Genomic DNA, 23,288 nt, shown 5'->3' on the forward strand with positions numbered 1-23,288 from the left:
TTCATGGGGAGTTGCATGACATGATCAAAAAGAGTATTGCCTTGCTTTTGCTGGCCGTTGCGACGGCTTCCTGCAGCAGCGTCGATACGCGGGAAGCGGAGCAGGTGCGGGAGACGGTGAAACGCTACAACACCCAATTGGCCCAGGGGTACGCGACCATGAACATGGGTGGGCTGGCCCGGGTGGCCGAGGAGCCCCAGACTGCCAAGGTCTACTTCCACATGGCGGCCCTGGGCGAGGGGCGGATCAGGATGATGTCGGAGCTCAAGGACATATCCTTCAAGGATATCCGTTTCGCCGCCGCCACCTCCGCCTCGGTGAAGACCCGGGAGGTCTGGGATTTCCGGCATGTGAACATCGATACCGGGAAAGTGGAGCGGGACGAGAAGGGGTTTGTCTACCGGACGAACTACCATCTCGCCAAGAAGAACGGCGCCTGGTGGGTCAGGGATGTTGCCGCGGAGGGCGAGAAGGGGAAAGGCGCCGACACGAAGGCTTCCCCGGCCGCGCCGGCTTCCGGGAAGGCTTCCGTGCGGTAGGCGCCGGTTGACCCGGGGGCGGTACGAATCAACCGGCGATTTTTTCAGAGAGGTATGCGTTTCATGGAAAGCTCTTTTTCGTCAATAACCATCATCCATTGGGCGGCAGTGGTCATCTACGTGCTCGCCACCATCTTCAACGTGGCAGGTCTCATCTTCCGCAAGGAACGCGCCACGGGGATCAGCTATCTCCTGGTGGGGGCGGGGCTTCTGGTGCACGGCATCGGCATCCTCTGGTGGTGGAAGATTGTCGGGCACGGCCCGTACATCGGCCGGTTCGAGGTCCTCTCTTCCCAGGCATGGATGGGGCTTTTCCTCTTCATGGTCTTTGCCCACTTCCTGCCGAAGATAAGGCCGGCGAGCATCCTGGTGTTTCCGGCCGCCTTCCTGATGATCGCCGTCGGCATCTTCTTCGAGCCCCAGGTGAAGATGCTGCCGCCGACGCTGCGCAGTGTCTGGCTCATCCTCCACGTGACCTTCTACAAGATTTCGGTCTGCACGCTCCTGGTGGCCCTGGCCTTTTCCATCTTCTTCATCCTGCGCAAGCGCACCGGCATCCAGTGGCTTACCCGCCTCCCCGACATGGAGACCATGGATATTCTCGCCTTCCGCTTCGCCGGCTTCAGCTTCACCTTTTGGGCCATCGCCATGCTGGCGGGGAGCATCTGGGCCTATGAATCGTGGGGGCGCTTCTGGGGGTGGGACCCCATCGAGACCTGGTCGCTCATTACCTGGGTGGCCTTCGGTATCTACCTGCACCTGCGGCGCTTCTTCGGGCTGAAGGGGGAAGCGGCGGCTTACCTCTACATCCTCTGCTTCCTGCTGTCGGTCCTCTCCCTCTTCTTTACGCCGCTGATCGGTGGCTCGGTCCATTCTGAGTACTTTAAATGATCCCGGCCCATGGCCGCTTTGCCTTGTACCTGGAGAGAACCAATGAGTGATGACCGCCGGCGGGAGCTTTTCGAGACGATTCGTGACTACATCACCGACTCCCGCGGGGAGGACCGGTTCGAGTCGCTGGCGCTGGAGGTGTTCCGCTTCCAGTACGGGGCCAACGAGGCGTACCGTGCCTACTGCGACGGCAAGGGAATCAACCCTGCCGGGATTGGCCGCTGGGAGGATATCCCCGCCTATCCGTCGGACGCCTTCAAGAAGAACCTGGTCATTTCCTTCCCCTACGAGAAGACCGTCATGGCCAACATCACGGGGGGAACCACCGACCCTGACCTGCGCGGCATAATCTTTCGGGACGAGTATGGCCGCGAACTGGTGCTGGCGGCCAACCGCAAGGTGATGGGAGATTACGTCTTTCCCGAGGGGGAGCGGATGCCGATCCTGGTCCTTGCTCCGTCGCCGGAGACGGCCCCGTCCATGGGAATGGCCATCGGCATGGCCGAGACAATACGTTCCTTCGGCACCGACCAGAGCGGCTTTTTCATCACGCGGCGGGGGTTCCTCATCCGGGAGTTCATGGACCGGCTCCGGGAACTGGTGGTGGCGGACAGGCCCGTGGCGCTCATCGGCTCCACCTCCGCCTTCATCTATTTCTTTAATGCCTGCCGGAAAAACGGCCTCCGCTTCGCGCTCCCGGCCGGGAGCCGCATTGTGGACGGCGGCGGGTACCGGGGTCGTTTCGGGGACTGCGGCCGCGATGAGTACTACGAGCGGTGCCGCGACACCTTCGGCGTGGACCCCGCCTACTGTCTCAACGTCCTCGGCATGGCCGAGAGCGCCACGAACAGCGCCGATTCCAGCCTGAAAGACCTCCGCACGGGCCTCGACCGGGAGCGGATCAAGCCGGATCTTCCCTGGTGCCGCGTCGTGGCCATGGATATCGAGACCTGCTCGCGGGTGCTGCCGCCGGGGGAGGTGGGGCTCCTTCGCCACTACGATCTGGCGAACCTGCCGACGGTCCTCGGCGTGCAGACCGACAACCTGGGCTTCCGAACGGAAGACGGCTTCGAGATCATTGGCCGGGCCCAGGTGGTGGACGGCAAGGTGTCGCCGATGCCCTCGGAGAAGCCGGTGGGACCCATGGGGGAGAAAAAGATATTCTCCTTCCTCGATCTCTACATGAAATTCTCCATCGGCCGGTACGTGGCGAAGATCAAGAAGGATGATCCCCTCTGCCCCTGCGGCGAGGCCATCGAGGAGATGATCGTGCGGGAGGGGAATGAGTAGAATGAAAAACAACATCCGTAGCATCGCCGTCATCCTGAACGGTTTTGTCCATGACTTCGCCGCCGGGATCTGGCTTGCCGCCATTGCCTCCATAGCCCTCATCCACCGGATGCATCAGCTCCGGTCGCCGGAAGTCGTCGCCATACTGAACCGGTTGGAGCATATTTTTTTCTGGACGAGCGTCGTTTCCATGGTTTTTATCATGGCCACCGGCGCCGGACGGACCTTTACCTACGTCGACAACTGGTACGGCGCCGACGCTGAGCGGGTTCGCCGCCGGATGCTCATTATCAAGCATGTGGTTCTCCTTTCGGCTTTCGGCGCCGGCTATCTGTTCGTTTACCCGCTGGTGTTTCACTGACGGACATTGTACCTCCCACCGGTTCTTCTCCATCCCCACTGTTCCGTCATAAGCCGGAGCGTTCCGCCAACTCGCGGTGTCCTCCGGTGCCACTCAAGTTAAAAAACTTGCGTTTTATAAGCAGAATGTGCATAAGCTAATGCTCTTTGGGGGCGGCCCGATTTTTGCTTTTTGTCTGGCTCAGTTCCCAACCTCGTCGAGGAGAAGTGAATGAAAATCAAGAGAATAGCCCTCATTACCCCCCCCTACCACGCGGGCGTTGTGGAGTCGGCCGGCACCTGGCTCAATGTCGGTTTTGTCTACATCGCCGGGGCACTCAGAGCGGCGGGGTACGAGGTGGATTACTACGATGCCATGTCTCTGTGGCACAAGTGGCCCGACATCCAGAAGCGGATCGAGGCGTTCCGCCCCGATATGGTTGCCACGACCGCCTATACCGCCTCCATTGTCGAAGCGGTGAAACTGCTCCGGTTCGCCAAGTCCATCAACCCCCGCATCGTGACGGCGCTCGGCAACGTCCACGCGGCCTTCTGTTACGACGAGGTTCTTACCCACGACCACGACGCCGTGGACTACATCGTCAGGGGGGAGGGGGAGGAGACGCTCCCCATGCTCTGCCACTGCCTCAATGCCGGCGATGACCCGAAGAAGGTTCTCGGAATCGCCTACTGGCGCGACGGCGGGGTGGTGGTTACCCCCAAGGCCCCGTACATTCATGACCTGGACAATCTTCCCACAGCCTGGGATCTGGTGGAGTGGCCCATCTATACCTACCGGGCCAAGAAGAACGCCCGGCTGGCCATCGTCTCCTCTTCCCGCGGCTGCAAATCCCAGTGTTCCTTCTGTTCCCAGCAGCTCTTCTGGGCCCAGTCATGGCGCGCCCGGAGCGCCGAGAACTTCGTGGCCGAGCTGGAGATGCTCCACAACGTCCACGGTGTCCAGGTGGCCATGCTCTCCGACGAGCTTCCCACCTTCGACCGGGAGCGGTGGGTCCGGATCCTGGATCTCATGGTGGAACGGGAAGTGCCGGTGAAGCTTCTCATGGAGACCCGGGTGGACGACATTCTGCGGGACGCCGATATCATGGACAAGTACCGGGAAGGTGGCGTTGAGCACATCTATGTGGGGGTCGAGGCGGGAAGCCAGGAAACCCTCGACCTCTTCAAGAAGGATACGGAAGTTGCCCAGTCCAAGCAGGCCATCGACCTGATTAATGGGGCCGACATCGTTTCGGAAACCTCTTTCGTCCTCGGCATGCCCGACGACACCCCTGAATCCATTGAGCAGACCATCGAGCTCGCCAAGCACTACAACCCTGACATGGCGTTCTTTCTTGCCATCGCCCCCTGGCCCTATGCCGAGCTCTACCCCGAGCTCGAGCCCTACGTGGCCACCAAGGATTACCGCAAATACAACCTGGTGGAGCCGGTCATCAAGCCCAAAAACATGACCATGGAAGAACTGGAGCGCCAGTTGGGGAAAGCATCCCAGAAGTTCTTCATGCACAAGTTCCAGAACCTGGACAAGCTCTCCCCCTGGAAGCAGGAGTTCATGCTGTCGGTCCTCGATCTCCTCATTAACCACTCCTATCTGGCCGGCCAGATGAAGGCGATGCTCAAGGAGGGGAAGGAGATGCCCGCGGAGGTCAAGGCGCTCCTGAAAACGGTCAGCCAGCACAAGCATGTCCCCCACCAGACGATAGCGCCCATTCCATGAGTTCTTTCCGTTTCACTGTACCGAACCGAACTCTGGCATGTGGAATGCTAAATAGGTATTCAGTTGCAGCAAAATGTTTGAAATCAGTATGGGATGTTTAGAGGTATGCCGTCAAAGCACGGCGCGACCCCGTTATTAGGCGTCGTTTCCCCTCGGAGTGTCAACCACCAGTATTGGTTTTCAGATAAACAGTCCATTAAAGGAGGAGAAAGGGAGTGAACATGTACACTAAATTGAAAAAGTTGTTGCCGACGCTGATGGTGGCGGGAGCGATGGCGGTTGCGATGCTCCTCGGAACGGGCGCATCGAACAACGCCATGGCGCTGACCACGGACGACTGCCGTGGCTGTCATACCCCCCCACTGCCCGACACTATTGCCACTATGCACCATAGCCGGGCGAATCTTAATGGATACGCGTGTGACTTTTGTCACAAGACTGTTTCCAACGGTTCCGGTGGCTTCGTTCTGCTCGATGTCTATAACTGCGGATCATGCCACGCCCTGGTTGACCACGCTGCTGCCCACGACAAGGCGTCCACCGCCCCTGATTGCGCCCAGTGCCACAGTCTTGGCATGGTGAACGAGCACCTCACGCGCACTTCCACTTGCTCCACCTGCCACAACAGCACGAAGCCCGAAGTGCAGAATACCATCACGATCGGCATGGGACCCGCCGGGCAGCCGGTCAACTGTCTCAATTGCCACATCAGCATCAACCACATCGCCCAGCATGACAAGGCCGTTCCCTCGGCCGAGTGCGTTTCCTGCCACGCCCAGGGGGTTGTCTACGAGCACCTGAACCGTACTTCCACCTGTGCCACCTGCCACCAGAGTACCAACGCGGCGGTGGTGAAGGCGATCGCCGATGGCCGCGCCGGGATCACGGTCAACTGCGTTTCCTGCCACGGGGTGGTGAACCACATTGCCCAGCACGACAAGGCCACGGCTAACGTGGACTGCGCCCAGTGCCACAATCTTGGCGTGGTGAACGAGCACCTTTCCCGCACGTCCACCTGCGCCACCTGCCATTCCAGCACGGTTCCGGCGGTGCAGCAGACCATCGCAACCGGCAAGGCAGGCACGGTGGTTACCTGCTCCAACTGCCACGTGAGTGTGAATCACATTGCCCAGCACAACATGGTGGTAACGCCTGCGGACTGCGCAGGGTGCCACACCCAGGGAGTGGTTTACGAGCACACGAACCGGACCTCCACCTGCGCCACCTGCCACCAGAGCACCAACGCCACCGTTCAGAAAACGATCACCGACGGTCGGAACAATATCCAGGTATCCTGCGCCAACTGCCACGGCACGGTGAACCACATTGCCCAGCACGACATGGCCCAGACCGCGGCCGAGTGCGCCCAGTGCCACACCAAGAGTGTCCTTGACGAGCACCTGACCCGGACTTCCACCTGCGCCACCTGCCACTCCAGCTCCCGGGTTGAAGTCCAGAACGCCATCACCGCCGGCCGTGCCGGCACGGTGGTCAACTGCGTCACCTGCCACGGCCAGTACAACCATCCCACGGCCCACACCGGCAAGGTCAGCGCTCCCTACGCCGACTGCAACACCTGCCACATCACCAACCTGACCGACCTGCACGCCCAGCGGGGCTTCCAGTGCGCCGCCTGCCACGCCAGCACCAACACGGCCATAACCGCGGCCGTCCAGAAAGGTCTCGGCGGTCAGCCGGTAGTCTGTGCCGACTGTCACAACGCCATCGGCGGCTTCGGTAACCATGCCGGCCAGCATGACAAAATCAGCCTCATCGACCAGACCGGCTTCATCGCCGCCCATGAAGAGAAAATGGTCTACTGCACCGCCTGCCACACCAGCACCAACGCCACGGTGGTCAAGGTCATCAACGACGGCATGGCCGGCATCCAGCAGAGCTGCAACGCCTGCCACACCGTAGCCGGCAACAACCTGCCGCCGACCGCCAACGCCGGCGCCGACGTGACGGTTGGGGTCAACCAGGCGGTCACCTTCACCGGCAGCGGCACCGATCCCGACGGCACCATCGCCTCCTACGCCTGGAACTTCGGCGACGGCACCACCGGCAGCGGCGCCAGCGCCACCAAGACCTACACCACGGCCGGCACCTACACCGCGACTCTGACCGTCACCGACAACGCCGGGGCCACCGCCAGCGATACCGTCATCGTCACGGTCCAAGCGGCCCCGACCAGCAGCTCGGTCTTTGCCGACCAGGTTCTGTCCATGCAGCGGCTCTACTCCGTCACCTCCTCGGACAGCAACAGCAGCGATGTCACCGCCAACTTCCGCGACGGCAACACCACCGACCGCTACCTGCTGCAGTATGGCAGCAGCGGCAGCAACTACGTCATCGCCATGAAACTGAACCGCGACGCCTTGACCGCCACCAAGGTGGTGCTGCGGGTGTACGTCTCCTCCATCAGCTCCTCGCGGACCCTGAGGATTTACCCGTACCAGTCTAACGGGACCTCGGTGAACACCCGCTACTACACGAGCTACAGCACGAGCAGCACCGGGTGGAAGGATATCGACGTCACCTCCATCGCCCAGCGGATGAACGGCTACGGCTGGATGAAATTCCGTGTCGCTCCCTCCTCGAGCAGCCTCTACGTTGCCGAGGGCGCCTTCCAGGTCCAGTAAGGGAGGTGTGACGTGAACAGAATCCAGCGAACCGAATGGAGGAAAGAAATGAAGCGCATCGTCATCACTACAGCCGCGCTCCTCGCCATGGCGGCTCCGGCCATGGCGGGACACACCGCCGCGGTTGGGCAGGGGAACTGCTCCTACTGCCATAAAGTAAACCTGGTAACCCAGCACGGCGGCTTTGCCGCCACCGTCTGCCAGACCTGCCACGACATCCCGGCAACCGACGGCATGGCAACCGCCGTGAAGGACACTATCGCTGCCGGGGTAGCCGGCCAACAGTACGCCTGCTCCAACTGCCACGGGTCGCAGTCCCATGCCCAGAAACATCCCGGCTACGCGGCGAACTACTCCACGTATAACGGGGTTGAGCCGGGCTACGGCACCACGACGTGGACCGGAGCGACCAGCTATACCCCGGCAACGCCGGCAGCCAAGATGTACCAACTCTGCGTCAAGTGCCACTCCTCCAACGGCCTTGGCGCCACAACCAATGCCACGTCTGGTGTTGTTGGTCCTTCCGGGCTCAACCTGACGGATCAGGCCTGGGAGTTCAGCCCCACCAACCGGTCCGCCCACCCGGTCATCGTCACCCTCAACAACCAGACCGGCTCCCCCGCACCGCGCGCCCTGAAAACAACGGAAATGAAGGCGCCGTGGCTGAATGTCGGAAACCAGACTATGACCTGCGCCGACTGCCACGACTTCGTCGATACCGGTATTCAGGGGGCGGGAATCACCTGGTCCCTGAAGGGGACCAACAAGGCATGGCCCTACACTGTGGCCGGGGTTACCACCGGCACCTTCCAGACGATGAACAACAACTCCATGTCGTTCTGCTGGAACTGTCACAACTTCTCCGGGGCAGGCGAGGTTCACACCACCGGTGACCATAGCGGCGTCAAGTGTATCGACTGTCATATTCGGGTGCCCCATGGCGGCAAGGTGTCGCGGCTCATTGGGACAGCCACCCCCGGCCTGCCTGCCCGTTACTCGGGCGACGGCAAGGGAGGCGAGATGCCTCACGTCACCGCCTTCAAGAAGGCCGCCTCGGGAACGTACGGTACGTCCAGCTGCAGCACCAACTGCGGTGAGCATGGTTCCATATCAGGGGGCGAAACCTGGTAGAGTGCAATTGAGTTTGTTTCAAGAGAGAATGGCCGGGGGAGCCTTCCCCCGGCCTCACTGAAAAAACTCAACAGAAGAGGTCATAGTGGACGAACTCCATAACCTACTCAAGGCGGCAGATACGGTGCCGCCTTTTTTGTACTTCTTGCAATATGTGTCACAAATAACTAATATTCGTTAATCAATGGTTGGGGCTTGATTCTTCTCGTTGGTCGTGTAAAAGGCTGTGTCACGGAGTTGAAAGGGGAAAAAGATGAAGACTGAAGATGGCTCTGAAAGGGGGCGCCTGACCGTTTTTGCGCTGCTGGCACTGTTCCTGTTCGTGCCGATTATGCAGCCCGAGGCCCATGCGCTTGTTGAGAACAATTGCAGGGGGTGTCATAACGATGCGCAGGGGAAAACCGCGGACCGGCACCATGCGCTGCTCAGTCTAGGAAAGCAATGTCTTGACTGCCACCAGATGGTTGGTCCGTCCGGAAGTCAGACTCCTGTTGTGGTTCGCGATTGCATTGCATGTCATGGCGACCTGATTCACCAGGGACGACACCATCAACTGATCGCTGAGCGCGGTAAACAATGCCTTGACTGTCACCAGATAGTTGTGGACGCTTCCGGCGCCAATACGCCCGTTGTGGTCCGGGACTGCAGTGTCTGTCATGCGACCATGAACCCCAAGACCAATCACAATAATGCCATGGCCGATGTCAGTTGCGCCCAGTGCCATAACCTTGGTGTGGTGAACGAGCATCTTTCCCGCACGTCCACCTGCTATACCTGTCACAGCAGCGTTAATGTCACGGTGCAACAGACTATACTTTCCGCAAAGACAGGGGTCGTGGTCACCTGTACTTCCTGCCACGTTGGTTTTGATCACGTAGCCCAGCACAACATGGTGGTAACGCCTGCGGACTGCGCAGGGTGCCACACTCAGGGAGTGGTTTACGAGCACACGAACCGGACCTCCACCTGCGCCACCTGCCACCAGAGCACCAACGCCACCGTTCAGAAAACGATCACCGACGGTCGGAACAATATCCAGGTATCCTGCGCCAACTGCCACGGCACGGTGAACCACATTGCCCAGCACGACATGGCCCAGACCGCGGCCGAGTGCGCCCAGTGCCACACCAAGAGTGTCCTTGACGAGCACCTGACCCGGACTTCCACCTGCGCCACCTGCCACTCCAGCTCCCGGGTTGAAGTCCAGAACGCCATCACCGCCGGCCGTGCCGGCACGGTGGTCAACTGCGTCACCTGCCACGGCCAGTACAACCATCCCACGGCCCACACCGGCAAGGTCAGCGCTCCCTACGCCGACTGCAACACCTGCCACATCACCAACCTGACCGACCTGCACGCCCAGCGGGGCTTCCAGTGCGCCGCCTGCCACGCCAGCACCAACACGGCCATAACCGCGGCTGTTCAGAAAGGTCTCGGTGGCCAACCGGTTGTCTGTGCCGACTGCCACAACGCCATCGGCGGCTTCGGCAACCATGCGAAGCAGCACGACATGGTCACCCTCAACAGCACCACCGGCTTCATCGCCGCCCATGAAGAGAAAATGGTTTACTGCTTCACCTGTCACAACAACACTAACGCCGGCTACCAGAAAGCCATCAACGATGGCATGGCCGGCATACCGCAGACCTGCACCTCCTGCCACGCCGCTTACGGCAACCAGCCTCCGGTGGCCAACGCCGGCGCCAATGTGACCACCACCGTCAACAAGGCAGTGACCCTCTCCGGGGCCGCTTCCAGCGACCCGGACGGCACCATCGTATCGTACGCCTGGACCTTCGGCGACGGCACCACCGGCAGTGGCGTCTCCGTCACCAAGACCTACGCCACGGCCGGCACCTACACCGTGACCCTGACCGTCACCGACAACGCCGGCGCCAGCGCCAGCGCCACCACCATCGTCACCGTCCAGGCGGCCCCGACCAGCAGCTCGGTCTTTGCCGACCAGGTTCTGTCCATGCAGCGGCTCTACTCCGTCACCTCCTCGGACAGCAACAGCAGCGACGTCACCGCCAACTTCCGCGACGGCAACACTACCGACCGCTACCTGCTGCAGTATGGCAGCAGCGGCAGCAACTACGTCATCGCCATGAAACTGAACCGCGATGCCCTGACCGCCACCAAGGTGGTGCTGCGGGTGTATGTCTCCTCCATCAGTTCCTCGCGGACCTTGAGGATCTACCCGTACCAGTCCAACGGAACCTCGGTGAACACCCGCTACTACACGAGCTACAGCACGAGCAGCACCGGGTGGAAGGATATCGACGTCACTTCCATCGCCCAGCAGATGAACGGCTACGGCTGGATGAAGTTCCGTGTCACCCCCACTTCGAACAGCCTCTACGTTGCCGAGGGTGCCTTCCAGGTACAGTAACGTAGTGAGACTAATCAGAGTCCAGGAACTGAAAGGAGAAACGAAATGAAGCGCATCGGGATCACATTCATCGCGCTCCTCGCTTTGGCCGCTCCGGCCATGGCGGGACACGTGGCAACCATAGGGACGGGCACGTGCGGTTCCTGTCATCGAACCAATCTGGTCACCCAGCACGGCGGTTTTGTCGCCACCGTCTGCCAGACCTGCCATGACAGCACCGTTGCTGCCGTCAAGGATACCATTGCCACTGGTGTGGCGGGACAGCCCTATACCTGCTCCAACTGCCACGGGGCCGAGACGCATTTGAGCAAGCATGGTGATTACGCCGCGAATTTCGCCGCCTATAACGGCGTGGAACCGGTTACCAGTGGGATCTGGACGGCACCGTCATCGTACACAAAGGTTACTCCTGCAACCAAGGAGTACCAGGTATGCGTCAAGTGCCACTCATCCAACGGTCTTGGTTCAACCACCAATAGCGTGAGCGGCGTGACGGGACCGTCGGGGCTGCTTCTTACCGACCAAGCCATGGAATTCAGCCAGTATAACCGCTCCGGCCACCCCATTGTCACCGGTCTCAACAATTACCCCAATTCTCCCGCGCCCAAGGCCCTTGTGAAGACTCAACTGTCTTCGCCCTGGAACGTCAACATGGGCAAGCAGACAATGAAGTGCTTCGACTGCCACGGCGCCGATGGCAAGTTGGTTGGCGTCGGCAGGGACTGGCCCTACAACTCCGCCACCGGCCAGCTCTGGAAGCTCGGTGACGCCAGCAACAGCAAGCTGTTCTGCAAGAACTGCCACCCCCTCGTCAATACGAACAACACGCACTCGGAAAGCAACCACTCTAAATACCCCTGCGTGTATTGCCACACGCGGGTACCCCATGGCGGCAAGGTAAGCCGGTTGATTGTGACCTTCACTTCGGGACTGCCAAGCCGGTACTATCCTGACGGGAAAGGTGGCGGGACCCCCAGCTTGCAGGACAAATTGTTGCGCTACACCAAGGCGACATCGGCAAGCCGCTATGACACGCCGTCCTGCGACGCGGATTGCCACGGCTCCCACCAGAACACAACCGGTGAGGCCTGGTAGGTCCTCTGGCCGGACAGTGAGGGTTGCCTTGCTGTTTGCCGGCGGTATTTAAACCCGGGGCGTCTGTCGTATGCGGCAGGCGCCCCTTTTACGTCATCCCTTCCCATTGGTCTGCCCCTTCCCAATGCTCAATTTTCCTGCAGCTAATCAGGGTCTCCCCCTCGTTTGGGCTGATTTCACTTTGCCGGTTTTTTGTTGACAACAGAGACTTTGCTCAATAGCATTAAGTACTTTTGTATATTTCTTGTGCGGGGGTGTAGGGATGTCTCAGGTGTTCAAGGTGGCGGTTCTTCCCGGTGACGGCATCGGTCCCGAGGTTATGGCCGAGGCGCTCCGGGTGCTGGACGCCATAGAGAAGAAGTACGACGTGAAATTCGAGCGGACCCACGCCAATGTCGGGGGCGCCGGTATTGACCTTGAAGGGAAGGCCCTCCCCGAAACTACCATTACTATCTGCAAGACGTCCGATGCCATCCTCTTCGGCTCCGTGGGCGGCCCCAAGTGGGAGACGCTTCCCCCGGATGAGCAGCCCGAGCGGGGCGCGCTCCTTCCCCTCAGAAAGATCTTCGGTCTCTACGCCAACCTGCGGCCGGCCATCATTTTCCCGTCCCTGACGGGCGCTTCTTCCCTCAAGGAGGAGGTCATCGCCGGCGGTTTCAACGTGCTGGTTATCCGCGAGCTGACCGGCGGCATCTACTTTGCCCAGCCCAAGGGGATCGAAGGCGAGGGGCGCGACCGGGTCGGCTTCGACACCATGCGCTACAGTGTCCCCGAGATCGAACGGATCACCCACGTTGCCTTCCAGGCGGCTCGCAAGCGGGGCAAAAAGGTCTGCTCCATCGACAAGGCCAACGTTCTCTCCTCGTCGGTCCTCTGGCGCGAGGTGGTCACCGGCATTGCCAAGGAATACCCGGACGTGGAGCTCTCCCACATGTACGTGGACAATGCTGCCATGCAGCTGGTCCGCTGGCCCAAGCAGTTCGATGTCATCCTCTGCGAGAACATGTTCGGCGATATCCTCTCCGATGAGGCAGCCATGCTGACCGGCTCCCTGGGGATGCTCCCCTCCGCGTCGCTTGCCGAGGGGACCTTCGGCATGTACGAGCCCTCCGGCGGCAGCGCCCCGGACATTGCGGGGCAAGGGATTGCGAACCCCATCGCCCAGATCCTCTCCATGGGGATGATGCTCCGCTTCTCCTTCGGCATGGTGGACGCGGCCGATGCCATTGACAACGCCGTGGCCAAGGTGCTCGACCAGGGATGTCGGACCCGTGACATCTTTCAGGAGAAGCCGGGCGAAAAGCTCGTCAACACCAAAGAGATGGGTGACGCGATCATCGTGGCCCTGTAACGGATTTACCTTATTCCCGAAAAAGGAGTTCTGCCCATGAAAGTAGGAATCGTCGGTTGGCGCGGTATGGTCGGTTCGGTTCTCCTCCAGCGGATGGTGGAGGAGGGGGATTTCAACACCGGCATCGAGCCGGTTTTCTTCAGCACCTCCCAGGCGGGGCAGCCTGCCCCCATGAATGCAGGCACCCTCAAGAGTGCCGATGACATTGAAGAACTGAAAAAGCTCGACATCATCGTTACCTGCCAGGGTGGCGACTACACCAAGGCCGTCCACCCGGAACTCCGCAAGCAAGGGTGGCAGGGATACTGGATCGACGCGGCCTCCACCCTCCGGATGGAGCCGAATGCGGTCATCATCCTCGACCCGGTGAACCGCAACGTCATCGACGCGGCCCTGGCCAAGGGGCAAAAGGATTTCATCGGCGGCAACTGCACCGTGAGCCTCATGCTCATGGCCTTGGGAGGGCTTTTTCGGGCCGGCCTCGTGGAGTGGCTCACCTCCATGACCTACCAGGCTGCTTCCGGCGCCGGTGCCCCCAACATGCGCGAACTCCTCTCCCAGATGGGAACCCTCCACGGTTCCGTGGCTGACCTCCTCAAGAATCCCTCGTCGGCCATCCTCGACATCGACCGGGATGTGACCGCCACCCTGCGCGGCGACGCCCTGCCGACGAAAGAGTTCGGCTTCCCCCTGGCTGGCAGCGTCCTTCCCTGGATCGACCGGGAGGTGGAGGACGGCCAGAGCCGGGAGGAGTGGAAGGGCTTCGCCGAGACCAACAAGATCCTCGGCACAACCACCCCGATCCCGGTGGACGGCATCTGCGTCCGCGTCGGCGCCATGCGCTGTCACAGCCAGGCCCTGACCATCAAGCTGAACAAGGACGTCCCCCTGGGCGATATTGAAGAGCTGATCAAGAACGACAACCAGTGGGTCAAGTTCGTCCCCAACACCAAGGCCGACACCTTGGCCGACCTGACCCCCGCCGCGGTATCCGGGCTTCTCACAGTCCCTATCGGCCGGGTCCGCAAGATGAAGATGGGCCCCCAGTACATGCAGGCCTTCACCTGCGGCGATCAACTCCTCTGGGGGGCTGCCGAGCCCCTGCGCCGGATGCTCCGTATCCTCGTGGAGAAATAAGTAATGGCAAAACTGTGGAACGTGGCCGTCGTCGGCGCCACTGGCGCCGTCGGTGGCCAGATGATCGAATGCCTCGAAGAGCGCAACTTCCCTGTGGGGAAGATCCGCTACCTGGCCAGTGCCCGGAGCGCCGGCGAGGTGCTGGAGTTCAAGGGAAAGCCGGTGATGGTGGAAGAGCTGACCCGCGACTCCTTTGAGGGGATCGACATCGCCCTCTTTTCGGCTGGCGGCGACCGTTCCCGGGATTTCTGTCCCGCGGCGGCAGCTGCCGGCGCCGTTTGTATCGACAACTCCAGTGCCTGGCGGATGGATCCGGACGTGCCGCTGGTGGTTCCCGAGGTGAATCCCCACGCCATCGCCGACTACCGGAAGAAGGGTATCATCGCCAACCCCAACTGCTCCACCATCCAGATGGTGGTGGCCCTGAAGCCGCTCCACGACCACGCTGTCATCAGGCGGATCGTGGTCTCCACCTACCAGGCTGTTTCCGGCACCGGCAAGAAAGCTATTGAAGAGCTACAGAAACAGGTGGTCACCCTTTTTCAGGGGAAGTCGCCGGAAGTGGCGACCTACCCCCACCAGATCGCCTTCAACTGCCTTCCTCAGATCGATTCCTTCGGTGACAACGGTTATACCAAGGAAGAGATGAAGATGGTGCACGAAACCCGGAAGATTCTTGAGGCGAACATCGGGGTAACCGCCACTGCAGTTCGAGTGCCGGTCTTCTACGGCCACTCCGAGTCAGTGAATATCGAAACCGAGAACAAGCTGACCGTGGCCACGGCCCGCGAACTTCTGGCAAAGGCGCCCGGGGTGGAGCTGGTGGACGATCCGGCCACGTCATCCTATCCCATGGCCATCGACGCTGCCGGCCAGGACCTGACCCTCGTGGGGCGAATCCGTGAGGACGAGTCCATCGCCAACGGCCTCAACCTCTGGGTGGTGGCGGACAATATCCGCAAGGGTGCGGCCACGAATGCCGTCCAAATCGCCGAGATTCTGATCGAAAAGTATCTCAGGTAGGGCCTGTTCGTATATCCCCCAGCCGGGACGCATGGCAACATGTCACCATGAGCGGGACGCCCTCCAGGGCGTCCTTGATTTTTATGCATACCATTAAACTTGTTCTCGAGTACGACGGCACAAACTACGCGGGCTGGCAGATTCAGCCCAACGGCATCTCTGTCCAGCAGGTGGTCGAAGAGGCGTTGGCGAGGCTGCTGAAGGAACCGGTTCGCGTGCATTCCTCTGGCCGCACCGATGCCGGTGTCCACGCCCGGGGCATGGTTGCCGCCTTCACCACTGCCAAAGGGCTGCCGATGCGGGCCTTCTCCGATGGGCTCAATGCGCTTCTTCCTCCCGATATCGCTGTGATGGAAGCGCTGGAGGCTCCGGACGGCTTTAATCCGCGCTTTGACGCCGCAGGCAAGCACTACCGCTATACCATACACCGGGGGGAGCGCCGTTCTCCCCTTTGCCGCCACTATGTCTGGCACGCGAGGGAGACGCTCGATCTGGCAGCCATGGAAAAGGGGGCCAGCCATATGGTCGGTGAGCATGATTTCGCCTCTTTTCGCACAGCAGGTTGTGCCGCGCGGACCACAGTCCGACGGATAGATGCCGTGGACCTGGCACTGGAAGGGGATCTCCTCCATATTGACGTAAAGGGTTCCGGATTCCTGCGCAACATGGTCCGGATCATGGTTGGCACCCTGGTGGAGGTTGGCCGGGGGAGGCGGAGTGCCGATGACGTGGCGCTTCTGTTTCGGTATCCTGGAGAACGTTTTGCCGGCCCGACAGCCCCCCCTCAGGGGCTGTGCCTCATGGAAGTCTATTATTGACATATATTTTAGGGTTGACAGCTGCTGATAGCCATAGTATTATCCGTCCTTCGCTGAGAAAAGTGTTTTACTCTTTATTCCATCCAGTTTGAGAGGGTTCGATGAAGACGACGAAGGTTGCAAAGAAAGAAGAAGTAACCAGGGACTGGTTCCTGGTCGATGCTGATAACAAGGTGCTCGGTCGCATGGCCACCGAGATCGCCAATATCCTCCGCGGCAAGAAAAAGCCGATCTACACCCCGAGTGTTGACACTGGTGATTTTGTCGTTGTGGTCAATGCTGAGAAGATTCAGCTCACCGGCAACAAGCTCGCCGACAAGATGTACTATAGCCACTCCGGATTTCCGGGGGGCATCAAGTCCATCGCCGCAGGCAAGCTCATCGAGAAAAAGCCTGAAGACCTTATCCGCAAGGCTGTAAAGGGGATGCTTCCGAAGAACAAGCTTGCCCGTCACATGCTCAAGAAGCTCAAGGTCTACGCCGGTCCCGCGCATCCGCACGAGGCCCAGCAGCCCAAGACTCTCGAAATCTAATCGGTTCAGAGAATATACGGATCAGGAGATAACGAATGGCAGCAATCAGCTACTACGGTACGGGTAAGCGGAAATCGTCGGTCGCCAGGGTCTGGCTGAAGCCGGGGACCGGGAACATTGTCATCAACAACAAGTCCATCGACGACTACTTCGGGCGCGAGACTTCCAAGATGGTCGTCAAACAGCCTTTGGAACTGGTTGAGAAAGTGGGCAACTTCGACATCTATGTGAACGTCCGCGGCGGCGGCGACTCTGGTCAGGCCGGCGCCATCAAGCATGGCATTACGAAAGCTCTTCTCGAAGTGGACGTCGCCCTCCGCGGCACCCTCAAGAAGGCTGGTTTCATCACCCGTGACTCCCGCATCAAGGAGCGGAAGAAGTACGGTAAGCGCGCCGCCCGGAGAAGCTGCCAGTTCTCCAAGCGCTAAGCGCATCATCTGCAGCCACGGCTGTTCAAGGGGAAAATCCATTCGGGTTTTCCCCTTTTGCTTTGCCAGAGTTTGCCCTATACTTTTGATACTTCGTGTCAGCCACCTTTTTTCTCAGGAGTTTGCCTATGCTGAATGTTGCCGTCGTCGGAGCGAGCGGATACACCGGAGTCGAGCTGCTCAGGCTGCTTTACTGCCATCCCGAGGTGGCTGTCACCTGTATTACCTCTGAACAGAGCGCCGGCCGGCCCGTCGCCGCTGTCTTCCCGACGTTGCGCAGCCGCTACACACAGGTGCTTGAGAATCTGGAACCGGTCAAGGTGGCCCAGAAGGCCGACCTTATCTTTACGGCCCTTCCCCACAAGGCGGCTATGGAAGTGGTTCCCACGTTTCTGGAGCTGGGGAAGAGGGTGGTTGACCTCTCCGCCGACTATCGCTTCAATGATCCAGCCGTTTATGAGAAGTGGTACGAACCCCACATGAACCCCGAGAACCTGAAGGAGGCGGTCTACGGCCTTCCAGAGATCCGGCGGGAGAAGATCGGTGATGCCTGGCTCGTGGGTAACCCCGGCTGCTACCCCACGAGCGTCATTCTGGGGCTCATGCCGCTCCTGAAAAAGCGCCTTATCGACCCGTCGACCATTATTGCCGACTCCAAGTCTGGGGTTTCGGGTGCAGGCCGGGGCGCCAAGGTAGAGAACCTTTACTGCGAAGTGAATGACGGGTTCAAGGCATACGGGGTGGGTGGAGTGCACCGGCATATCCCCGAAATCGAGCAGGAGTTGTCGCTTCTGGCTGGTGGGCCGATCACCATCACCTTCACTCCCCACCTGGTTCCCATGGACCGGGGAATCCTCTCCACCATCTACGCGCGGCTTACAGGCACTGACTCCGTCGCCGAACTGGTGAAGCTCTATGCTGAATTCTACGAAGGGGAGCCCTTTGTCCGTGTGCTTCCCGCCGGAAACGTCCCATCCACTGCTCACGTGCGTGGCTCCAATTTCTGCGACATCGGGTTGGCTGTGGACAGTCGCACTGGGCGGGTCATCGTGGTTTCCGCCATCGATAACCTCGTGAAAGGTGCCGCCGGCCAAGCCGTGCAGAACATGAACATTATGTACGGCTTCCCTGAGACGATGGGGCTGGAAGGGCTCCCCCTTTTTCCCTGACGGGTATCTATGCCGTTTCTTCCAACCACAAGAGCCGAGGCGTTAAAACGGGGATGGCACGAACTTGACGTCGTTTTTGTTACCGGTGACGCCTATATCGACCACCCGGCCTTTGGTGTTCCGCTTCTGGCCCGATGGCTTGAATCCCACGGCTTCAGGGTCGGGATCATTCCCCAACCCGATTGGCGCTCCCGGGAGCCCTTCATGGCTCTTGGGCGTCCCCGTCTTTTCTTTGCCGTCTCTGCCGGCGCCATGGATTCAATGGTTGCCCACTATACCCCCCTCAAGAAACTACGCCACGACGACGCCTATACCCCCGGCGGCCGCCATGGCGCCCGCCCCAATCGGGCCACCATTGTCTATACCTCCCGACTCAAGGAAGCATTCAAGGACGTACCGGTGGTTGTCGGCGGCATTGAAGCATCGCTTCGTCGTTTCGCCCACTACGACTATTGGGAAGACAAGGTCCGTCGCTCCATTCTCTTTGACGCCAAGGCGGACCTCCTCGTATTCGGTATGGGGGAGCGACCTATCCTGGAGTTGGCCGAGCGGCTGAGCGGCGGAGAACCCCTCGCGCAGCTTACCGACATTCCGGGGACGGCGTATGCGGCCCGGGGAGACGTGCCTTCCGGCGCGATAGTGCTTCCCGCCTGCGAGGAGGTGATGGCTGATCCCCGTCGCTATGCCGAAGCTTTCAGGCTCGTCACGCATGAAATGAATCCCGGTAGCGGCAAGGCCCTTGCTCAGCGCCACGGCGAGCGCCTGCTCGTTTGTAATCCCCCTTCCGTTCCACTCTCTGAAGCGGAGATAGATGCTGTCTATGCACTTCCGTTCGCCCGGACGCCCCATCCGTCATACAAAGAGCCAATACCAGCCTATGACCAGATCAAGTCATCCATCACCACGCATCGCGGCTGCTTCGGCGGGTGCGCCTTCTGCGCCATAACCCACCACCAGGGGAAGTTTATCCAGTCGCGAAGCGAGCACTCAGTTACGGAGGAAGTCGGGCGAATGGTGAAGATGCCTTGGTTTCGCGGGAGTGTCAGCGACGTGGGCGGGCCGACAGCCAACATGTATGGCCTGCGCTGTGGCAGTCCTGATGCAGGGAAGAACTGCCGCCGCGAAAGCTGCCTCTTCCCATCGGTCTGTCGACATCTTGTCACCCACGACCGACGGGCGGCTACCCTCCTCAGGCGGGTGAGAGCGATTCCGGGAGTGAGGCACGTGGCGGTGTCGTCGGGCATCCGCTACGACCTCCTGGAGCGACAACCGGGGTACTTTGGCGAGCTGTTGGCCCACCATGTGGGCGGACTCCTCAAGGTCGCTCCGGAGCATACGGTGGATGTGGTCACCGATCTGATGCGTAAACCGGGGAAGGAGGCGTTCGAGCGCTTTCTTGCCCGCTTCAGGGACGAAAGCATGCGCCTGGGGCGAAAACAGTACGTGATTCCCTACCTGATGTCGGGGCATCCAGGTTGTACTCTTGATCACATGGTGGAGCTGGCCCTGTTTCTCAAGCGCCACAACATGCGGGTGGACCAGGTGCAGGACTTCACACCTACCCCTGGAACCCTTGCCACCTGCATGTACCATACGGGTATCGATCCCTTCTCCGGGCGGAACGTCTATGTGGCGCGAAGCGACCGGGAGAAACGGCTTCAGAAGGCGCTGCTTCTGTGGCATCAGCCCGAAGAGCGGCGCAACGTTCTTGAAGCACTTCGGGCCTGTGGCCGCGAGAAGGAGGCTGCCGAACTCCTTGGGGGATTCCGGCAGAGGGAAAAAAGCCGCAGCGCGCCGAGAGGTGGCAAGCGCCGCCCTTGACTCCGGACACGGATGCGATTTAATTAATTTAGTCCTATACAAGGGGCGTGCTGCCCCCATGGAGGAGGGCGCCATGCTTGTCGTATGCTGTATCAAGCAAGTCCCGACACGACGCAGGTTCAGATTGATCCAGTTACCAACACGCTGGTGCGTGAAGGGATTCCATTCATAGTAAATCCCTATGACACCCATGCCCTGGAAGAGAGCCTTTGTCTCAGGGACCGTTATGGCCTGCGGGTTGCGGTCATAGCCATGGGGCCCCCAATGCCGAGGCCACCATTCGCAAGGCGATAGCCCTCGGGATCGACGAGGCAATTATCCTCTCCGACCGGTCGTTTGGTGGGGCTGACACCCTCGCGACCAGTAATGTCCTCTCTTCTGCCATCAGCTGTCTGGGTGAAAAGGACGAGGTCGTCCTCGTGATATGCGGAAAGCAGACCATTGACGGCGATACCGCGCAGGTAGGGCCGGGGATCGCTACCCGGCTCGGGTTTGCCCAGTTGACACTGGTCGATCGGCTTGAGGAGCTTGATCTCGGCGCCCGTAAATCAGGGTGCGGCGAAAGCTTGAGGGGCGCTACGAAATGGTGGAGGCACGACTGCCAGCCATGTTGACGGTTGTTCGGGAAATCAACCGCCCGCGATATCCTGCCGTTCCGATGCGCATAGAGGCTGCTGATTCGCCGGTGACTATGTGGAACAACGAGGTGCTCAGACTTGATCCAGCAACCGTTGGACTTAAGGGGCCTCCGACGTGGGTTAGTCGTATATTTCCCCCGGAGCGCGCCAAGGGGCAAATTATTGGAGACGGTGAAGCCGATCCGGCGGGAACGGCGCGCCTGATGGTGGAAACCCTGCAGAACAATGACTTGCTTCCCTTCTAGGAAAACGACGTTGGTATCTGGTGTGAAAGTAGGGCGGTTGGATTATTTAACTTGACATGCATTATTCAGTGGTTTATATAGAGTGTCTTCTTTGTGCTAAAAAGCTTGACCGTGAAATAAAAAGCAGGTATAGATTTTTTCGCGCTGGCGTAGCTCAACTGGTAGAGCAGCTGACTTGTAATCAGCAGGTTGCGGGTTCAAGTCCTGTCGCCAGCTCCATTTGAAACTCGCATCTCCGTCTGGAGGGATTCCCGAGCGGCCAAAGGGAACAGACTGTAAATCTGTCGTCGTACGACTTCGGAGGTTCGAATCCTCCTCCCTCCACCATACAATCTTCAGAAGTCTTGTGACGTAGGCGTGCCCCAGGAGGTTGAGAAGCCGTTGGTACTGGGAGCGGTGGCGCTGCGGGGCTTCAAAAAGCTTCAGAGCGGTTCGGCGGGAATAGCTCAGTTGGCTAGAGCGTCAGCCTTCCAAGCTGAGGGTCGCGGGTTCGAGTCCCGTTTCCCGCTCCATACTTTGCATCATGCCCACATAGCTCAGTAGGTAGAGCACTTCCTTGGTAAGGAAGAGGTCACCGGTTCGAATCCGGTTGTGGGCTCCATTTTTTTCGTTTTTAGCGAGAAGCAATTCTCAAAATAGATTGTCCGGGAGGAATCCTACATGGCAAAGGCAAAATTCGAGAGAACAAAACCGCACGTCAACATAGGGACGATTGGTCACGTTGATCATGGCAAGACCACGCTGACCGCCGCCATCACGCGGGTTCTGGCCGAGCGCGGCCAGGCCGAATTCAAGGGCTTTGATCAGATCGACAACGCCCCTGAGGAGCGTGAGCGTGGTATCACCATCGCCACCTCGCACGTTGAGTATGAAACCGAAAAGCGTCACTATGCTCACGTTGACTGTCCCGGCCACGCTGACTACGTCAAGAACATGATCACCGGTGCGGCTCAGATGGACGGCGCGATTCTCGTTGTCTCCGCCGCCGACGGCCCCATGCCCCAGACCCGCGAGCACATTCTGCTTGCTCGTCAGGTAGGGGTTCCCTACATCGTTGTGTTCCTTAACAAGGCTGACATGGTCGATGACGAAGAGCTTCTTGAGCTCGTCGAGCTGGAGATTCGCGAACTGCTCTCCTCCTATGATTTCCCGGGCGACGACATTCCCATCATTAAGGGTTCCGCCCTCAAGGCCCTCAATGGCGACAAGGACGAGCTCGGCTCTGAAGCCATCGTCAAGCTCATGGACGCCGTCGACGCCTATATTCCCGAGCCTGAGCGCGCCATCGACAAGCCGTTCCTGATGCCCGTCGAAGACGTCTTTTCCATCTCCGGTCGCGGTACCGTTGCCACTGGTCGGGTTGAGCGTGGCGTTGTCAAGGTGGGCGAGGAAGTCGAGATCGTTGGAATCAAGACGACCACCAAGACCACTGTTACCGGTGTAGAAATGTTCCGCAAGCTCCTCGATGAAGGGCGTGCCGGCGACAACATCGGCGCCCTGCTCCGTGGTGTAAAGCGTGAAGACATCGAGCGTGGCCAGGTGCTGGCGAGGCCGGGGAGCATCACCCCGCACACCAAGTTCAAGGCCGAGGCCTACATTCTGACCAAGGAAGAAGGCGGGCGCCACACCCCGTTCTTCAACGGCTATCGTCCGCAGTTCTACTTTCGGACCACCGACGTGACCGGCATAGTAGACCTTCCCGCAGGGACCGAAATGGTCATGCCCGGCGACAACGTAGCCGTAACGGTTAACCTGATCACCCCAATCGCCATGGACGAAGGCCTGCGGTTCGCTATCCGTGAGGGTGGCCGTACTGTCGGCGCCGGTGTTGTCAGCTCTATCATCGAATAATTGTTGCTGGAAATTTCGCGAGCAGGCCTAGGCCTGCTCGCATTCTTTACTATGAAGGGTTAAGCCAATGAGAGACATTATTACTCTTGCTTGCGCCGAGTGCAAGCAGAGGAACTATACGACCACTAAGAATAAGAAGACTACTCCGCAGAAGCTCGAGTTCAAAAAGTATTGTCGCTTCTGTCGTACTCATACCGTCCACAAGGAAACCAAGTAA

20 protein-coding genes, 4 tRNA genes and 1 pseudogene are annotated in these 23,288 nt (G+C 59.8%); all 25 read left to right on the forward strand.

Translation table 11 applies throughout. The features are described from left to right. The first annotated feature begins 20 nt into the window (after positions 1-20). The 25 genes and pseudogenes from GMET_RS02960 (at position 21) to rpmG (ending at position 23,288) form a co-directional block, all read left to right on the forward strand. On the forward strand, positions 21-539 hold the full coding sequence (locus GMET_RS02960; protein WP_004512291.1) for a hypothetical protein: 519 nt from the start codon (positions 21-23) through the stop codon (positions 537-539). A 63-nt stretch (positions 540-602) separates the two neighbouring features. Next, on the forward strand, positions 603-1,430 hold the full coding sequence (locus GMET_RS02965; protein WP_004512292.1) for a cytochrome c biogenesis protein: 828 nt from the start codon (positions 603-605) through the stop codon (positions 1,428-1,430). Positions 1,431-1,472: 42 nt separating this feature from the next. Further along, on the forward strand, positions 1,473-2,720 hold the full coding sequence (locus tag GMET_RS02970) for a hypothetical protein (RefSeq protein WP_004512293.1): 1,248 nt from the start codon (positions 1,473-1,475) through the stop codon (positions 2,718-2,720). Between the two features lies 1 nt (position 2,721). Beyond that, entirely contained in the window at positions 2,722-3,081 is a 360-nt protein-coding gene (locus GMET_RS02975; RefSeq protein WP_004512294.1) for a hypothetical protein, read from the forward strand. Between the two features lie 210 nt (positions 3,082-3,291). Beyond that, positions 3,292-4,797, forward strand: a complete 1,506-nt coding sequence (locus GMET_RS02980) for a B12-binding domain-containing radical SAM protein (RefSeq protein ID WP_004512295.1) — start codon at positions 3,292-3,294, stop codon at positions 4,795-4,797. A gap of 221 nt (positions 4,798-5,018) precedes the next feature. Next, a complete protein-coding gene (locus GMET_RS02985; RefSeq protein ID WP_011365692.1) occupies positions 5,019-7,439 on the forward strand; it encodes a PKD domain-containing protein in 2,421 nt (806 codons plus the stop codon). 48 nt (positions 7,440-7,487) lie between these two features. Further along, positions 7,488-8,570, forward strand: a complete 1,083-nt coding sequence (locus GMET_RS02990) for a hypothetical protein (RefSeq protein WP_004514788.1) — start codon at positions 7,488-7,490, stop codon at positions 8,568-8,570. Positions 8,571-8,823: 253 nt separating this feature from the next. Next, positions 8,824-10,962: a PKD domain-containing protein gene (locus GMET_RS03000; protein ID WP_011365693.1), complete on the forward strand. Its 2,139-nt coding sequence runs from the start codon at positions 8,824-8,826 to the stop codon at positions 10,960-10,962. Between the two features lie 45 nt (positions 10,963-11,007). Continuing rightward, positions 11,008-12,057, forward strand: a complete 1,050-nt coding sequence (locus tag GMET_RS03005; protein WP_004514731.1) for a hypothetical protein — start codon at positions 11,008-11,010, stop codon at positions 12,055-12,057. A gap of 262 nt (positions 12,058-12,319) precedes the next feature. Continuing rightward, on the forward strand, positions 12,320-13,408 hold the full coding sequence (leuB, locus tag GMET_RS03010) for a 3-isopropylmalate dehydrogenase (protein WP_004514732.1): 1,089 nt from the start codon (positions 12,320-12,322) through the stop codon (positions 13,406-13,408). 36 nt (positions 13,409-13,444) lie between these two features. Beyond that, on the forward strand, positions 13,445-14,545 hold the full coding sequence (asd, locus tag GMET_RS03015; protein WP_004514733.1) for an aspartate-semialdehyde dehydrogenase: 1,101 nt from the start codon (positions 13,445-13,447) through the stop codon (positions 14,543-14,545). A gap of 3 nt (positions 14,546-14,548) precedes the next feature. After that, the gene (locus tag GMET_RS03020; RefSeq protein WP_004514734.1) at positions 14,549-15,568 is read left to right on the forward strand and encodes an aspartate-semialdehyde dehydrogenase; all 1,020 of its coding nucleotides are present in this window, start codon (positions 14,549-14,551) and stop codon (positions 15,566-15,568) included. Between the two features lie 83 nt (positions 15,569-15,651). Beyond that, the gene (gene truA / locus GMET_RS03025; protein ID WP_004514735.1) at positions 15,652-16,386 is read left to right on the forward strand and encodes a tRNA pseudouridine(38-40) synthase TruA; all 735 of its coding nucleotides are present in this window, start codon (positions 15,652-15,654) and stop codon (positions 16,384-16,386) included. A 101-nt stretch (positions 16,387-16,487) separates the two neighbouring features. Beyond that, positions 16,488-16,919, forward strand: a complete 432-nt coding sequence (gene rplM / locus GMET_RS03030; protein ID WP_004514736.1) for a 50S ribosomal protein L13 — start codon at positions 16,488-16,490, stop codon at positions 16,917-16,919. Between the two features lie 35 nt (positions 16,920-16,954). Continuing rightward, positions 16,955-17,347 (forward strand): 30S ribosomal protein S9, encoded by a 393-nt coding sequence (gene rpsI / locus GMET_RS03035; RefSeq protein WP_004514737.1) that lies wholly within the window; start codon positions 16,955-16,957, stop codon positions 17,345-17,347. A 128-nt stretch (positions 17,348-17,475) separates the two neighbouring features. Continuing rightward, on the forward strand, positions 17,476-18,516 hold the full coding sequence (gene argC / locus GMET_RS03040) for an N-acetyl-gamma-glutamyl-phosphate reductase (protein WP_004514738.1): 1,041 nt from the start codon (positions 17,476-17,478) through the stop codon (positions 18,514-18,516). A 9-nt stretch (positions 18,517-18,525) separates the two neighbouring features. Then, the gene (locus GMET_RS03045; RefSeq protein WP_011365694.1) at positions 18,526-20,337 is read left to right on the forward strand and encodes a YgiQ family radical SAM protein; all 1,812 of its coding nucleotides are present in this window, start codon (positions 18,526-18,528) and stop codon (positions 20,335-20,337) included. A gap of 73 nt (positions 20,338-20,410) precedes the next feature. Next, positions 20,411-21,220, forward strand: a pseudogene (locus tag GMET_RS03050) (electron transfer flavoprotein subunit beta/FixA family protein). Between the two features lie 143 nt (positions 21,221-21,363). Further along, a tRNA-Thr gene (locus GMET_RS03055) sits at positions 21,364-21,439 on the forward strand. Positions 21,440-21,461: 22 nt separating this feature from the next. Beyond that, a tRNA-Tyr gene (locus GMET_RS03060) sits at positions 21,462-21,547 on the forward strand. A gap of 108 nt (positions 21,548-21,655) precedes the next feature. Next, a tRNA-Gly gene (locus tag GMET_RS03065) sits at positions 21,656-21,732 on the forward strand. A 13-nt stretch (positions 21,733-21,745) separates the two neighbouring features. Beyond that, positions 21,746-21,821, forward strand: a tRNA-Thr gene (locus GMET_RS03070). Continuing rightward, a complete protein-coding gene (locus GMET_RS19260) occupies positions 21,810-21,926 on the forward strand; it encodes a hypothetical protein (RefSeq protein WP_187148462.1) in 117 nt (38 codons plus the stop codon). Before GMET_RS03070 ends, GMET_RS19260 begins: the two co-directional genes overlap by 12 nt. Then, complete coding sequence (gene tuf, locus GMET_RS03075; protein WP_011365695.1) at positions 21,881-23,071, forward strand: elongation factor Tu; 1,191 nt, start codon at positions 21,881-21,883, stop codon at positions 23,069-23,071. Before GMET_RS19260 ends, tuf begins: the two co-directional genes overlap by 46 nt. A 67-nt stretch (positions 23,072-23,138) precedes the next feature. Beyond that, positions 23,139-23,288 (forward strand): 50S ribosomal protein L33, encoded by a 150-nt coding sequence (gene rpmG / locus GMET_RS03080; protein ID WP_004514628.1) that lies wholly within the window; start codon positions 23,139-23,141, stop codon positions 23,286-23,288.

This window comes from Geobacter metallireducens GS-15 (genome assembly GCF_000012925.1).
GTDB classification, from domain to species: Bacteria; Desulfobacterota; Desulfuromonadia; order Geobacterales; family Geobacteraceae; genus Geobacter; species Geobacter metallireducens.